Below are 15,852 nucleotides of genomic sequence, written 5' to 3'. Positions count from 1 at the left end.
GAAATGAAGAAGAAAAAAGTGTTGCTCTGGACCATCGGAGTAGTAGCTGTAGTAACAGCCGGATTGTTGGTGTATACATTTTTACCTGATAAGAGCAGTCAGGCTGCTGAAGTGCCCGTTAATACAGCCACGGTTACGAAGGGCGATATCGTAGTAAATGTATCTGGAGCAGGCTCCGTCACGGCCACTGAAACAGGAAAAGTGAAAACGAAGGACGCTGGAACCGTAGCTGAGGTGCTTGTCAAAGAAGGCGACAATGTGAAAAAAGGTCAGACATTAATTACCTTCGAAGGCAATGATTTGAGCGACAATCTCAAGCAGGAACAAACCTCTCTTACCTCGCTTGAAGAGGATCTTCAGGACAAGCAGGAGCAGTATAAGAAGCTTGCCGTGGCAGGTGCCTCCGAGGATGAATTAGCCAGTGCCAAACGTTCGATTGAAAAAGCGAAAACGGATATCGCTTCTCAAATCGAAAAAATTGCAGCTGTACAAGAGGATATGATCCCTCCAGATCCCCTAACCGCCCCTATTGACGGAACTGTTACAGCAGTTAACATAGCCAGCGGTGAAAAAGCGATGGATGGCTCTGAACTCATCGATATCACCGATTATGCTAATTTAAGCGTCATAGTGCAGGTGGATGAGCTTGATATTCCTACAGTGAAAATAGGGATGCCTGCTACCATTTCATTGGATGCCCTGCCCGACACTGAATTCAAGGGGAGTGTTACTAAGATTGCCAAGGAAGGCACCGTCTCGAACGGAGTCTCCCTCTTCGATGTTACCGTTGGCTTAACCACCTCCGAAGGCGCCCTTGTAGGGATGTCGGCAGAAGTTTCAGTTACAACAGCTGAGAAAAAAGATGTATTAACCGTACCTATTGAAGCTGTTCAAGAAAGAAATGGCAAGTACACAGTTTCTCTCCCTTTAACAGCGGGTTCAACGGGTTCAACCGATTCCTCAAAAGCCTCTAGCGAGGGCCAAGCACCGATGCCTAGCGGGGCTCCTGATGCTCGCGATGGCGCTATGCCTAGTGGAGCGCCTGATGCTCGCGGCGGTACTATGCCTAACGGAGCAGCTGGCACAAGAAACCGTGGAAATAGTAATCAGCGAACAGTTTCCGTCGAAGTGGGCATCCATGATGAGAGCAGTATTGAAATTGTCAGTGGGCTTAATGAAGGAGACAAAGTGATCATCCCTACTGTCATCTCTACCAAAACAGGTACAACTAGTACTGAGATGCAAATGCAAGGTGGCATGGGCGGTATGGGTGGCGCCGGTTTCGGCGGTAGCGGCTTTAGTGGCGGTGGTGGCTTCAGTGGAGGTGGTACTGGTGGCACGGGCGGAGCACCTGGTGGTGGCGGAGGTGGCAGTAGATGAGTGCTTTAACACCACTGATCCAAGTCCAGAATATGACCCATGGCTATACTATGGCCGGAGAAACTATGACAGTTCTAAAAAATCTTTCCTTTACAATCGACTTCGGAGAGTTCGTAGCGATTATAGGTCCTTCCGGTTCTGGTAAATCAACACTAATGAACATGCTCGGATGCCTGGATGTATCGGATGAAGGAAGCTATCTCCTAGACGGACAAGAGGTTCGCAAGTTATCCGACAACAAGCTGGCAGTTATCCGGAATGAGAAGATCGGCTTTATCTTCCAAAACTTCAATCTCCTCCCCAAGTTATCTGCTGTCGAGAATGTGGAGCTTCCGCTAATATACCGCGGCCTCTCACATCGAGAACGCAGAGAAACAGCGCAGCAAGCACTCCTTAAAGTTGGTTTGGAGGAGAGAATGCATCACCGACCTTCTGAGCTTTCAGGGGGACAGCAGCAGCGTGTAGCGATTGCGCGAGCTATGGCTGGATCTCCCCCGATTCTACTTGCAGATGAACCTACCGGGGCGCTTGATACGCGAACTGGACAAGAGGTCATGCAGATGATACGAGAATTAAATGAGCAGGGTCATACAATCATCCTAATCACACATGACCTCGAAATTGCAAAGCAAGCTAAGCGGATCATTCGTATTCAGGATGGCAACCTCGTAGAAGATCGGAGGAATGCGAGGTGAAATTATTTCAAAGTATGCGGATGGCTCTAAAAAGTATTTACAGCAGTAAAGTAAGAGCTTTTTTAACGATGCTGGGTATTATTATTGGTGTATCATCCGTTATCATCCTCGTTTCTGTGGGGCAGGGAACTACTTCTCAGATTACGGAGCAGCTTAATGGACTCGGAACCAATCAACTGACGGTAAACATCACTGGCCGTGGGGCTACCACCTCCCTCACCTATGAAGAAGCTTTGGCACTTGGAGATATAGAGGGGATAGAAAATGTAGCTCCTGTGATCAGTGGCAACGTTACAGCCAAGCATAATACTGAGAATGTTAGCGTTACTGTTGAGGGCATTACACCTTCTTATGAGGACGTAAAGGATTTTCATGTACAGTCAGGACGTTTCCTGCTTGATATTGATACGGAGTACCGGCAGAAGGTAGCGCTAATCGGCACAGGTACGGCTGAGGATTTATTCGGTACAGATGATCCTGTAGGCCAAAAGGTACAGCTAAACGGGATCAGCTATAAAATCGTCGGTCTTTTGGAAGCGAAAGGCTCTAGTCTAAGTGGCTCCAACGATGATATCTTATTGATCCCTATAGCTACTGCAGAACGTCAGTTAAAAAGCAAAGGCGTACGTTCCATCACAATTGCGACGACTTCAGCAGACACTGTAGCTACCGTAAAAGATAAACTAGAGAGTACACTGGATGCTAAATTTAATTATGCGGATAATGCTTTTAGTGTCTTTGACTCTCAAGAGATGCTGGAAACTGTAAATTCTACGACAGCTACGCTTTCAATGGCACTTGCGGGAATTGCCGGCATTTCTCTGTTTGTCGGGGGGATCGGCATTATGAATATTATGATCGTATCCGTTAATGAAAGAACAAGAGAAATTGGTATCCGCAAAGCAATCGGCGCCAAAAAGTTCGATATTCTCGCTCAATTCATGATCGAATCCATTGTGCTTAGCGGATTGGGTGGGGTGATCGGTGTTGGCATTGGAGTCGCAGGTAGTTGGTTACTAGGAAAGTACACTTCACTTACAGTATCCATTGCTTGGGATATGGTACTGATATCTTTTGTTTTCTCCTTGCTTATCGGCGTGATTTTCGGAATGATGCCTGCGAACAAAGCCGCACGGCTTCGCCCCATTCATGCACTACGTAACGAATAGTAACTTCAAGTCAGCTGCCACAGTCATTATTATGACTAGGCAGCTTTTTTAACATAACAGAACGCATATTTTTGGGGCTGAGCTGGGTATCATTTACGAAGGCGTTGGGTAATAGGATTTATGGATTTGAATATAGATAAGGCAATAGGCCCATACCATAATCATTTAAATTTTTTATTATTGATATTTATTTGAGGAAGCGATTGCTCTATAAGTAGGACGTCCTATATACTTGTTGTACTACAAACTGCGATCCACACACAATTTATCTTTCCCATGCCTCAATTCCCACTATGTTACAACACCTCTTTTTTTTACATAATTACTCTCAACATCTTTGCCTGAAAATAAAACACGCCTGCCACAAATGGAAGTTCCGCAGGTTATAGTTAGCAGCAATAAGATTTGTTAAACATCTTATGCGGGGAGAAGATGACCGTGGCTGGATTTTTCGATATCAAAGTAACACGCAAACTAATCTTTATTTTCGCTGCGATCTCCATTCTACTGGTTGGAATTAGTGTAGCTTCTTTACTCTATCTAAATCACACCATTAACAGAATGTCAGATTCTTTATATGAAGATGTATTTGAGAACTCTGAGCTCATACTGAGCGCTGATCGTGATCTGCATCAAGCCGCAATCGCTCTCCACTCCTCCATGAGCTCGAACCTCACTGACGCTGAACGTGATCAGTTCATTCAGGAATTTAAGGACAACAATCAACAAGCACAAGAACGGGTAGGCCTAGCAAGTTCAGGCATCAAATCTATCAACAAACCCTACAGTGATTTGAAACAGACAAATATACTTACTGAATTAGAGAACGAGCTCCATGCCTTCGAAACATCCCTAGTCCTATGGAAGAGTACAGGGAGTAAATTGATAGCTGAACGGATGCAGATCGGATGGGATCCTGCTTCATATCATGCTGTAAGTCTGAACATGCAGTTAAATGAAGTCAGAACTCATCTAGATCAATCAGAAGACCTGATAGACACCTACGCTTTACAAGTAACAGATGGATTCCAAGATAAAAAGAGTGCACTCTTTGCGCTATACTCATTGGTCTTCTTTATTCTGCTTCTAGTTATTATTTATCTGGGTCGCAAAATCATTTGGCTCAAAAATGAAATGCTGGAGGAACAAACACTCTATCAGCTAATCGGTGAAACCATGTCTGACTTTATTATTTTGACTGATCCTAACGGGTTGATACTGTATAGCTCCCCTTCACATTCAAGTATTCTCGGCTATGTTCCTAAAAAGGGTGACCCACTCTCCAACTACATTCGTGAACCGGAAATTGCTTGGGCTAAACTAAAGAGTGTCGTTCAAGGAACCCCTCGTATCTCAGAGCTACGAATGCGTGGAGCTGAAGGGCAATGGGTATGGCTGGAAACGAAGGTGTCGCCTGTTCGGGGAAGTAATAATTTCCCAGCACAATTTATGTTAGTGTCCCGTGAAATTACACAACGGAAGCAATACGAAGAACGATTACATAAGCTAGCCTTCTATGATCATTTAACCGCGATTCCCAACCGTGCTCATTTCAAAATGTACATGGAGAATCTCATCAACCAACCCGAGGAACGGAGAAAGAATATTGCACTCGCATTGCTGGATTGTGACAGATTCAAGCAGCTAAACGATACCTTAGGACATCTGGCCGGAGACGAATTTCTCCAACTGCTCTCTCGAGAGCTTTTGCAAACGGTTAAAGGTGTAGGCCAGGCGTTCCGGATTGGCGGTGATGAATTCGCGGTGGTACTGCACCGATTTACCTCTCCAGAAATGTTAGATGAAATGCTACAACGGTTGCTTAAGTTATTCAACAAATCTTGGTCTATTGACAATGGATCTAGCTTCCACACCTCCGCAAGTATTGGTGTAGCCCTATTTCCTGAGCATGGAGGCAGTATTAATGAACTTCTGCGTGCCGCAGATCTAGCGATGTACCTTTCCAAAGACCATGGAGGGAATGAAGCTAATCTCTACTACGAGCTTTTAGATGTAGGTTTATCCAACCAGATCATCGGAAAACCATAAGATCAACAAAAAGAGCTGTTCCGGGGTACAACTAACCCTGAAGCAGCTCTTTTTTATTTTTTAACTGGTTAACTGCAAATGATCATCTGAGATCCCATCATTCTCCTGATCACGATCTATAACCATGACCTTGATCAGCTCGTCATCCTTGGAACAATCAATGAAGCGATCGCCATCCCCATCTTTCTCTTCCCAGTCATTAAGTCGTAATATATACCCGATAGAATCGGTATCTGGCAAGACCTCAATTCGTGCAACTGCACGCCCATCCTCCATATACCGAAAGTCGCATTGTCCGTCCTGAATTCCTGTATCCCAAACCCAAAGATTCCAGCCTTGATATTTCCCATCTGGCCGCTCATAGTGTACTTCGATAATTTTGGACCGCGGTGCTGGCTCACCACATTCATCATAGAGCACCATCATCGACAAGCCTTCAATTTCCACCTCGCTACCTGCGACCTTCCGGAATGCTTCTGTCCCCGCTCGGGTATGATCCACTACCACGTTCCAACCGTTATTAGCTTCAGGAAGAGATAGCTTTACTCGATCATTATTGGCATTAAAGATGACTGTTATATTGTTCCAGAGGTCGCCTCCTGCATGATTTCTAAGCAGGTACGACACGATCCCCCCATCACAGCGCAGAAATTCCAGCGAACGCTCAATTTCCTGCCGACCATGTAGACGAAATGCCGGATGTGTACGCCGCAGTTCGATCAAACCTTTATAATATTGAAATACAGGCTTAAACATACTCTTCATGTTCCAGCGGATCGCGTTAATCGTATCACCGCTACGATAGCTATTATGATCTCCAAATTTACTGCGCAGTAGCTCATCACCGGCATGCAGGAATGGAATCCCTTGCGAGGTCAGGATGATTCCATTTGCAAGTAGGGATCGGCGCACGGTCTCATTGCAGAGAATATTCTCCAGATCTACATTCACGTAAGGATTAGCCCGTGAAACGGCATCCTGAAATCCCCCTTGAACGGTAAGCACCTTATCCCATAAATTCAAATTGTCATGGGCCGTTACATAGTTCACCGATTCCACTGGGGAGTCTGTAAATTCGTGGATGGCTCCTTTGATTCCGGCTGCAATAGCCCCTTCTTTGCCGTATTCCCCTGTAATGAAGCCCCGTCCCCATCCATCACTATCACCTTTGATCGCCGAACGAAAGTTATCATTGAAGACAGCATATCCTTTCCCCCGCTGCACACCTTTTAGCGTCTTTGTTGCCAGTGGAGAATCTCCACCTGTCCAAGGTTCGCCATATAACAGCAGATTAGGATTCACCTCAAGTCGAAGCTCTTCCGTTATTTCACGCATGGTCACACTATCCATCAGACCCATAAGATCAAATCTGAAGCCATCAATATGATACTCCGTAGCCCAGTAGGACAACGAATCCTTAATATATTTACGTACCATCGGACGCTCTGTAGCCAGCTCGTTACCAACTCCCGAGCCATTAGATAAACGCCCCAAGTAGTCACGGCGATAGAAGTAATCTGGTACAAGCGGCTCGAAGGGGCCCTTCTCCACAGCGTACGTGTGGTTGTAAACCACATCCATAATCACTGAAATCCCACGACTATGCAAAGCCTGAACCATTTCTTTAAATTCCCGAATTCGTAGACCTGGATCGGTAGGATCAGTGCTATATGATCCTTCCGGTACATTATAATGCTGAGGATCATATCCCCAATTGTAGTCGGTATGTTCAATGGACGAACCACGCTTTATTACACTTAACTCATCTACGGTCTGGAAATCAAACACGGGCATCAGATGTACATGAGTGATACCCAATTCAACCAGATGATCAATACCTATTGCATTTTCTTCCGAATCTCTTAAGCCAAATTCAGTAAATGCTTTGAATTTGCCCTTATAGTACATGCCAGAGCTCTCATGTGAGGAGAAGTCACGCACATGCAGCTCATAAATAACCGCGTCTGCAGGATGCTGCAATGGAGTAGCAACGTCCTTCTCCCAATGCTCAGGATGGGTCCTGCGCAAATCAACGATTGCTGTTCTTAAACCATTTGCCGATACGGCTGTTGCATAAGGATCTACTGCTTCCGTCACATTTCCATCAGCAAATACAGCACGGTACATATAATATTTCCCTTTTAAATCACCTGATAACTTAGTCTGCCAGACTCCGCCGTTCTGACGCTGCATATATATAATACGCCCACTATCTGTAGAGCTCGGATCAAATCCAATGTTACGTTGATTTCCATCTGTTTCGTACATAACTAGAGATACAGCAAAAGCAGTAGGTGCCCAAACTTTAAATACACTGTACTCCACCGAGTACGTCAAGCCCAGGTCTTTACCTTCATAGACCTCTAACATTAATTCTGTATTTATAACATTTTTACTCATGAGTTAACACCATCCTATGGCTCCCTGGCTAACTTATAGGGATGCTTATAAGTCCAAATATTTCCAATTTAGATCATATTAATACTTGCACAGCTCTGCAAGTCGGTAAAGGAGTATAAACTTTCTATGGATTCATACTATTATTATATGTAAGACATATTTACAGGTTTGGGTTCCTTACCGACTTTATACTCATCACTATTACTATCGGCATAGACATCTGTGCAATAAAGCAAATAAAAAGTGAATTTAATTATTCTAAATTGAGTATAACGCTCACGTATGAACTTAAGCCAACGTAAGAAATAAAATTATCGATATACACACAAAAAAACCGACCTCCAAACATCGGAAGTCGGTAATAGTAGTTGGAATGTTATAAAACGTTTAACGGAGTAATGCATATGGAAATAGTTAGTTAGTGATGCTTTGAACAAGTGCAGCTACTTCTTCAGCAGTGCCAAGTTGCAATGCTTTTGCAGCCAGTTCCTTCATGTCGGCAGCCGACAATTTAGAAATTTGACTACGTGCTGGCAGAATTGACGTTGCACTCATACTGAATTCATCAAGGCCAAGACCTAGTAAGAGTGGAATCGCTGTTGCGTCCCCAGCCATCTCACCGCACATTCCTGTCCATTTACCTTCTGCATGCGCTGCATCAATTACATTCTTGACCAGACGCAGGATGGCCGGATTGTATGGCTGATACAGGTAAGACACCCGTTCATTCATACGGTCAGCAGCCATTGTATATTGAATAAGGTCATTCGTACCAATACTGAAGAAATCAACTTCCTTTGCGAACTGGTCAGCCAGTACAGCAGTGGAAGGAATCTCAACCATAATGCCGAGCTGAATGTTGTCAGATACTTCCTTGCCTTCTTCACGAAGCTTCGCTTTCTCTTCAAGCAGAAGATCACGAGCTGCACGGAATTCACCAAGTGTTGCGATCATAGGGAACATAATGCGAAGATCCCCATGAACACTTGCTCTCAGTAAAGCACGCAGTTGCGTACGGAAAATATCTTGACGATCCAGACAAAGACGAATCGCACGGAATCCTAAGAAAGGATTCATTTCCTTTGGAAGATCCAGATACGGAAGTTCTTTGTCGCCACCGATATCAAGTGTACGTACGACTACCGGTTTGCCTTTCATATTCTCAAGCACAGTACGATAGGCGTTATATTGAATTTCCTCAGAAGGCAGCTTATCGCGGCCCATGTATAGAAACTCAGTACGATACAAGCCTACACCTTCGCCACCATTCTCAATTACACCATTGACATCGTTTGGTGTACCGATATTAGCCGCCAGCTCCACGTGCTTACCGTCTGCAGAAATCGTTGGTTTATCACGAAGTTTCTTCCACTCTGCAATTTGCAAGTCGTAAGCTTCCTGCTTGCGAACGTACTCTGCCACTTCTGCTTCACTAGGATTAATAAGAACGTCTCCGTTCAGACCATCAACAATCACTAGATCCCCAGAATTCACTTCTGTCATGACATTCTTAGTTCCAACTACCGCTGGAATTTCCAAAGAACGTGCCATAATCGCGGAGTGGGACGTACGTCCACCAATGTTTGTTGTGAAGCCTTTAACATACTTGCGATTTAGCTGTGCTGTGTCAGAAGGTGTTAAATCCTCAGCGATAACAATAACCTCTTCATTGATTTCTGCAGGACTAACATAATGAATACCCAGCAAGTGGTTCAGCAGGCGTTTGGTCACATCACGCATGTCAGCTGCACGTTCTTGTAAGTAAGCACTCTTCATGTTTTCGAACATTTCAATGAATTGTGTAGCTACTTCGTTTAGTGCATAGTCCGCGTTAACCGATTCCTGACGAATTTTATCAATTACGGGATTAATCAGCTCAGGGTCCTCAAGAATCAGCAGATGGGATGCAAAAATCTCTGCTTTCTTCTCTCCTAGTTCTGCTAAAGTACGCTCTTTAATAGTCTGCAGTTCAGCACTTGATTTAGCAAGTGCGTCATTCAACTTGGCTACTTCTGCTTCAGGATCACTGATACTAGTTTTTGTAATTGTATAATCCGGATGTTTCAGGATAAAAGCACGGGCTACTGCAATCCCTGCTGAAGCCGCGATTCCTGAAATTTTATTCATGGATTTCCCCTAGCCCTTCTTTAATCATTACATCAGAAAGTGCGCTCAGAGCTTCAGCTTCTTCGCTACCTTCAGTAATCAGAGACAAAGTGTCTCCAGCTTCTAGACCCAATGACAATACGCCAAGAATAGATTTCAATGTAACTTTTTTGCCTTTTGCTTCTGCATAAGCTTCTGTACCTTTGAATTTCGTAGCTGTATTTACCAAGGCAGTTGCCGGACGTGCGTGAATTCCATCTTCATCAATAATTCTGAATGTTGTTTGCATAATATTATCCAACTCGCTTTCTTTTAATAGAATATTTTTAAATTTATAGTGAAGGCTTCGCTCCCTTTAATGTTTAAAGGAAGCGTCCACCCTTGCACTTTTACTGAATGGTAATAATATCCTTATCGCCAATGGATACCTTACCTGGCTTCTTCAAGGTTACGGAAGAGCCTTCTGGTAAATTGGAGAAAATAACAGGAGACATTACTGATGGTGCATGTGCTTTTACATATTCTAAATCCACTTCCATGATCGGCTGTCCAGCAGCTACAAGGTCGCCCTCTTCGACTAGAACTGTAAAACCTTGACCTTTAAGCTTAACTGTATTAACCCCTATATGAACGAGCACTTCCTTACCTCCATCGGACATAATGCCGATCGCATGCTTGCTCGGGAACACATTAAACACTTTACCATAGACCGGTGAAGCAATCTTTCCATCATCGGATAAGAAAGCAAAACCATCACCCGTCATTTTTTGGGAGAATACCGCATCGGGAACCTCAGTGATATCCACTAATTCACCATTTACCGGTGAGACGATATCTTCTTTGATAATCGTTTCACCAGCTTCACCTGCCTGCTGTTCTTCTTCAGGCTGTGGCGTAGCCGCTACCGGCGTTGGCGCAGGTGTCTTCCCGCTAATTACATCTTGAATCTGAGATTTAATGGTATCGGAACGTGTGCCGAAGATCGCTTGAATGTTATTACCCACCTCAAGCACACCTGATGCACCTAACTTCTTCAGACGAGTCTTATCCACACCTGATTTATCTTTAACCTCCACACGAAGGCGGGTAATACAAGCATCCAGATGAGCGATGTTCTCTTTACCACCCAACGCAGACAAGATGTTTCGTGGTAAATCATCACCCGTTTTAGAAACGGCTTCTGTGTTAGTATCTTCAACCTCACCCGTATCCTCTTCACGACCCGGTGTCATCAGATTGAACTTCCGAATAACAAAGCGGAATCCGAAGTAGTAAATTACGGCAAGGGCAAGACCTACTGGAATTACGAGCCACCAAGCCGTACGGTTCGGGATAATACCAAAGAGCACGTAATCAATAAAACCTCCAGAGAAGGTCATACCAATCTTGACATTAAGAATATGCATGGTCATAAAGGACAAACCTGCAAAAACAGCATGTACTGCGAACAGCAATGGAGCTACGAACAAGAATGAGAATTCAAGCGGCTCTGTAATCCCTGTCAGGAATGAAGTCAATGCTGCGGAAAGCATCAAACCTCCGACAAGTTTTTTATTATGAGGTTTAGCTTCATGATAAATGGCCAAAGCAGCTGCTGGAAGACCGAACATCATGAAAGGATACTTACCTGTTGTAAATGTTCCTGCTGTGAATTCTACGCCATCACGAAGCTGCTGCATGAAGATCCGTTGGTCACCACGAACCAATTCCCCAGCTTTATCTACGTAGGTACCAAATTCATACCAGAACGGAGAATAGAAGATGTGATGCAGACCAAAAGGAATAAGCGAGCGTTCGATTGTTCCGAAGATAAACGCTGCGAGCGTTTTATTCGTATCAATCATACTTTGTGATACATAGTTCAGACCGTGTTGAATTGGCGGCCAAACTAATGTCAATGCCAGACCAAGAATCAAAGACGTTACCGCAGTCATGATCGGAACGAAACGTTTACCTGCGAAGAAACCCAGGTAGGATGGAAGTTCGATTTTGAAGAATCGTTTGTACATGGACGATGCCAATATACCGACGAGTATACCTCCAAATACCCCCGTTTGCAGTGTTGGAATTCCTAAGACGCTAGCATAGGAAAAGTCGCCTTGGCTCAGGACATAATCATTGACGCCAATTACAGTACCCATCGTAACATTCATTACGAGGAAACCAATAATAGCGGCTAGACCAGCAACACCCTCACCACCGGATAAACCGATGGCAACACCCACGGCAAATAGTAAGGATAGATTATCAAATACAATTTGCCCTGAGTTCATCAATACGTTCGCAATTGCCTGAACTACATCGTTCTCAAGTGCCGGAACGTATTGTAGAAAATCGGGGTTTACCAGCATGTTTCCTATTCCAAGGAGCAGACCGGCTGCTGGCAGTATGGCTACTGGGAGCATCAGCGCTTTACCGACTCTTTGTAAAACGCCGAAAAGCTTTTTGAACATCATGGTCACTTCCTTTCATTATTCACATTTTCAGTAAAACAGATGCCAAAAAAGGCATGAGCAACACAGTATAAAGGTCGTTATCTAACGCTAAGGTTAGATTACCCCAAGATGGGGACTAGCAACCAAAATACTGTAAATCACTCATGCCTGATCGAATCAGTTACACGCTTGGTATTCTGTTTTAATTAGGACACCGATATTGTAGCACCGTTTTTTTGTAGTGACAAGCTTTTTTTTAAATATAAGAAAGTATAAGTTTCACTTTATACATTATCCTTATACTTCTCGCTTCGTCTCCATACCCACTTCATCCTCTTTCTTCTGGGCAAGACGTTGCAAATGAACTGTCAAATAACTGACCTCTGCTGGATACACAGGAATTCGTACTCGGTTCTCAATCACCTTAGTTAATTGCCAAGCCAAGGTATACATTTCGGGATACTCTCGTTTCATAAGACCATCCAGCGTAGAAGTCTCCCGTACTGATTCTCCACGGCGCAGTCTTTCTAGAACAAATCGTAGATGAGTCACCAACCGCGAATAATCAAGTGAATCACGTGGAATTCGATATTCGAGGTTATTCTCTACGATTCCGATCAAATCACCAATCAAAAGAGAATGCTGTCTGACCTCGGAAATTTGTCTATTACTCAGCGCGCTAACGATATGAAGTGCAACAAAACCCACCTCATCTACAGGCAATTCCACGCCCATGCCTTCATTAATCCGCTCAATCGCATACTCTGCCATCTTATACTCTTCAGGATAAATTTCCTTAGTCTCATACAGAAACGGATTGTGAATTGGGATATCTTGTTCATAACGCCGTATAGCAAATGAGATATGATCAGTGAGTGCAATATGAACATGCTCATTAAGTGGTTGACTACTGCTATGCATAATATATAACAAAATTTCATGTACAATCTCAATCAACTTCTCATCCACTTGGGGAAGAAGCTGTTTATATTGTTCCTGCTCTTCCTGGCTGCGAAGAATAAACATCTTCTCCACGGAGGATAGATCAATCCGATCATGCAATTTTCGGTTAAACCCTATTCCTTTGCCAATCACTACAACCTCGGAATATTGGGGATGGTCTGCAATAATAACGTTGTTATTTAACACCTTTGCTACAGTTATGCTACTCATTTTTGACACCTCTTTTATTTCTAAACACCTGACTTCCAAGCAGCAAACGCAACATGAAACGGTACGATTAAAAAACTCTCGCTACCATCATATCATCAACATTCCGATATTAGAAGAACACTCTGCGTTCTATTTCACCCGAAAGGTTCGACTGGAGAACCTGTATACCAACGTCACGGCAATAACCATATAAGCAATCGTTCCCGCAAGAACAACTAGCGTAAATAGTGACGATGCTTTTGGAAATCCGATACAAGCGACGCTTAGTCCCAATACAATGCTGTTGACGATAAAAAAGAACGGATTTTTCATATTTAGCTCCGTGCTGTAGGGTTGAAAGATATAATACATGAACAAATGGTGCACTGAGAAGAACAAGGAAAGACAAAGAATCGTTACCCAAAAGATCACCGCATCCATCAAACCCCAATCTGCACCAGAGAGCAGAAACAGCAGAGTACATGCTAAACATATGGCGACAGCAGGAATAAGATTAAGGCCACTCAATTTAATTAGACGAATCTTAAAATTGTCTAGAATCGCAGCTTGTTCACGATAGAATCCATAGCGCAACAAGCTTAGATCACAATTGTAAAACATCGCTTTGCATACGCGCTCACCTATAGAGGTATAGTTCATTATAAATACAAAAAAGGGAAGTCCACCGAGCAGATATGCTGTAAATTCGGACGAAGTCTCCGGCGAAATAAGCATCATTAGGACAGCCACTATAAAGAGCACACCAATGATCGTTAAACGCCTCTGGATGGGTTGAATCAACAAGCGTTTATGCCTGGAGAAAAAAATAGCATTTAGGTAGGCGTAACCTGTCTTTCCTTGAAAAGCTTTCCCCTTAAGTTCTTCCGACGAAAAGTCCTTCTCCTTGGTCTGAACATCTGCCACCCTCGCTTCTTTCATCATCCGGTTCATATCCAGCAATGGATCATCTATCTTGGTAACGACATCTACAGCACTGCGATAGTTAGGATATTTCCCAATATACACAGCTGCAATTCCTCCAAGTACAACAATCACAAAACTCACTGGGACACTAAATCCTGTCGCATCATTTACAAAAGCATATCCTAGATAAAGAGGCACATAGGCAAGTAGGCCACCTAGGCCAATCACCGACCACACCCAGCTCATCTTTTTAACTAACACAATTTCTTTTTTGTCAAAAAACCAAAGATTTAGCGCCTCGGTGACTATTCTCCAGGCCGTTAACAGTAGTGTTAGCCATACGCCATGCCATAGCGGTGCCCCAAAAATCCCCGCAAACACGGTTAATGCCGGAATAAAATATATAAAGAACGTTAGCCCTTTAAGCAAAAGCGTAGCATGCATATACTGTTTCGCCGGAATTCTCATCAGCTTCACACAGATATATTTATCCCGTTTGGGCTCTAATATAAATACATTCGAAACCCCAGCCACTATAAAGCTCAGAACTATAAAAATATGTAAGAACAATGCATACTGTTCGGCGAGCAGCAATTCTTTGTGTGTAAGGACGATTGGCAAATAGATCACAATTCCCAAATAGGCGAACTTGCCTAAAAACCCCCACACTACCTTCAATGCAAGTACTATCCCAGCGAAGACTTGTTTTAGTGCAATGTTAGAGTAAATATCCCCTTTTAAAAGTTTGCCAAGAACAGGCAGCTTTTTGAAATAGTAAATCAGCCGATTGGCTCCGGACGAACCTCTAATCCTCTGAATGCTGCGAAGTGTACTAATCATTGTTGCCATCCTGAAGTAAAGCTATGATTTGCTCCTCAAATTCTGGACTTTGCAGAGTCTCACGCGGAATTTCTTGAAGGGTTCCATGATTTAGAATAACCAACTCGTCACATAAATCGGCGGCTAATTGCAAAATATGCGTAGAAAAAATAATAATGTGATCCTGCTTCATCTCACGCAGCAATTTCTTGATCTCAAGAGCCACAACCACGTCAAAAGAAGTTAAAGGCTCATCTAATAAAATCAAAGGCGGACGAGTAATGATAAAGCAGAGCATTTGAATTTTATTCTTCATCCCGTGGGAATAACCCTTAATCAGTCGGTGCCGATCTTCTTCCTCAAACTTAATAATTGAAAAATAATCTTCAATGCTTTTATTCGGATCGATCTTCTCACGGTTGATGTCCATATAAAACTTTACGAACTCATAACCTGTCAGAAACTCAGGCAAAATGGGTAGGGAAAATACATATCCGATGTCCTCGTCACGAAGCGGACGGGCACTATCCTTCTCACCAATAAAGGCAGCTCCGCTATCCATTTGGATCTCACCACTCAAACAATTGAAAAGTGTAGTTTTACCTGCTCCATTCCGTCCAAGCAGCCCGTAGATCTTCCCTATTTCAAAGGTGAAGTCTGCATCTTTAATCACCTGTTTACCATCGAAGCTTTTATGGATATGATCTAAAGTTAGTTGCACGC

At 43.5% G+C, this 15,852-nt stretch carries 11 protein-coding genes; 4 read left to right on the top strand and 7 right to left on the bottom strand.

Features of this window, described 5'->3' with window-relative positions:
• Positions 1–3 precede the first annotated feature (3 nt).
• The 4 genes from MKX41_RS01180 (at position 4) to MKX41_RS01165 (ending at position 5,293) form a co-directional block, all read left to right on the top strand.
• The gene (locus MKX41_RS01180; RefSeq protein ID WP_340968261.1) at positions 4–1,380 is read left to right on the top strand and encodes an efflux RND transporter periplasmic adaptor subunit; all 1,377 of its coding nucleotides are present in this window, start codon (positions 4–6) and stop codon (positions 1,378–1,380) included.
• Positions 1,377–2,075: an ABC transporter ATP-binding protein gene (locus MKX41_RS01175; RefSeq protein ID WP_042186162.1), complete on the top strand. Its 699-nt coding sequence runs from the start codon at positions 1,377–1,379 to the stop codon at positions 2,073–2,075. The genes MKX41_RS01180 and MKX41_RS01175 overlap by 4 nt, the downstream gene beginning before the upstream one ends.
• Positions 2,072–3,244, top strand: a complete 1,173-nt coding sequence (locus tag MKX41_RS01170; RefSeq protein ID WP_156113076.1) for an ABC transporter permease — start codon at positions 2,072–2,074, stop codon at positions 3,242–3,244. Before MKX41_RS01175 ends, MKX41_RS01170 begins: the two co-directional genes overlap by 4 nt.
• 438 nt (positions 3,245–3,682) lie before the next feature.
• Complete coding sequence (locus tag MKX41_RS01165) at positions 3,683–5,293, top strand: diguanylate cyclase domain-containing protein (RefSeq protein WP_340968257.1); 1,611 nt, start codon at positions 3,683–3,685, stop codon at positions 5,291–5,293.
• A gap of 60 nt (positions 5,294–5,353) precedes the next feature.
• On the opposite strand, the gene pulA is transcribed toward MKX41_RS01165, so the two are convergent.
• The 7 genes from pulA to MKX41_RS01130 all read right to left on the bottom strand — a co-directional run bounded on the left by pulA (position 5,354) and on the right by MKX41_RS01130 (position 15,850).
• The gene (pulA, locus tag MKX41_RS01160) at positions 5,354–7,693 is read right to left on the bottom strand and encodes a type I pullulanase (protein WP_340968254.1); all 2,340 of its coding nucleotides are present in this window, start codon (positions 7,691–7,693) and stop codon (positions 5,354–5,356) included.
• A 414-nt stretch (positions 7,694–8,107) separates the two neighbouring features.
• Complete coding sequence (gene ptsP, locus MKX41_RS01155; RefSeq protein ID WP_149645821.1) at positions 8,108–9,820, bottom strand: phosphoenolpyruvate--protein phosphotransferase; 1,713 nt, start codon at positions 9,818–9,820, stop codon at positions 8,108–8,110.
• The gene (locus MKX41_RS01150) at positions 9,813–10,088 is read right to left on the bottom strand and encodes an HPr family phosphocarrier protein (protein WP_042131974.1); all 276 of its coding nucleotides are present in this window, start codon (positions 10,086–10,088) and stop codon (positions 9,813–9,815) included. The genes ptsP and MKX41_RS01150 overlap by 8 nt, the downstream gene beginning before the upstream one ends.
• A gap of 100 nt (positions 10,089–10,188) precedes the next feature.
• On the bottom strand, positions 10,189–12,252 hold the full coding sequence (gene ptsG, locus MKX41_RS01145) for a glucose-specific PTS transporter subunit IIBC (protein WP_340974785.1): 2,064 nt from the start codon (positions 12,250–12,252) through the stop codon (positions 10,189–10,191).
• A 279-nt stretch (positions 12,253–12,531) separates the two neighbouring features.
• Positions 12,532–13,407 carry a glucose PTS transporter transcription antiterminator GlcT gene (gene glcT / locus MKX41_RS01140; RefSeq protein ID WP_076284237.1) on the bottom strand — a complete coding sequence of 292 codons (876 nt, stop codon included), beginning with the start codon at positions 13,405–13,407 and terminating at the stop codon, positions 12,532–12,534.
• Between the two features lie 129 nt (positions 13,408–13,536).
• On the bottom strand, positions 13,537–15,150 hold the full coding sequence (locus MKX41_RS01135) for a hypothetical protein (RefSeq protein ID WP_340968250.1): 1,614 nt from the start codon (positions 15,148–15,150) through the stop codon (positions 13,537–13,539).
• Positions 15,143–15,850, bottom strand: a complete 708-nt coding sequence (locus MKX41_RS01130; protein ID WP_340968248.1) for an ABC transporter ATP-binding protein — start codon at positions 15,848–15,850, stop codon at positions 15,143–15,145. The genes MKX41_RS01135 and MKX41_RS01130 overlap by 8 nt, the downstream gene beginning before the upstream one ends.
• Positions 15,851–15,852 lie beyond the last annotated feature (2 nt).

This window comes from Paenibacillus sp. FSL R5-0475 (assembly GCF_038004585.1).
Taxonomy (GTDB): Bacteria; Bacillota; Bacilli; order Paenibacillales; family Paenibacillaceae; genus Paenibacillus_AQ.
Note: the sequence above shows the minus strand (reverse complement) of the source record. Positions and strands in the feature narration are given on the sequence as shown.

Coding starts and splice junctions, on each gene's coding strand:
- MKX41_RS01180 (WP_340968261.1), top strand. CDS start 4: ATGAAGAAGAAAAAAGTGTTGCTCTGGACCATCGGAGTAGTAGCTGTA.
- MKX41_RS01175 (WP_042186162.1), top strand. CDS start 1,377: ATGAGTGCTTTAACACCACTGATCCAAGTCCAGAATATGACCCATGGC.
- pulA (WP_340968254.1), bottom strand. CDS start 7,693: ATGAGTAAAAATGTTATAAATACAGAATTAATGTTAGAGGTCTATGAA.
- ptsP (WP_149645821.1), bottom strand. CDS start 9,820: ATGAATAAAATTTCAGGAATCGCGGCTTCAGCAGGGATTGCAGTAGCC.
- MKX41_RS01150 (WP_042131974.1), bottom strand. CDS start 10,088: ATGCAAACAACATTCAGAATTATTGATGAAGATGGAATTCACGCACGT.
- ptsG (WP_340974785.1), bottom strand. CDS start 12,252: ATGTTCAAAAAGCTTTTCGGCGTTTTACAAAGAGTCGGTAAAGCGCTG.
- glcT (WP_076284237.1), bottom strand. CDS start 13,407: ATGAGTAGCATAACTGTAGCAAAGGTGTTAAATAACAACGTTATTATT.
- MKX41_RS01135 (WP_340968250.1), bottom strand. CDS start 15,150: ATGATTAGTACACTTCGCAGCATTCAGAGGATTAGAGGTTCGTCCGGA.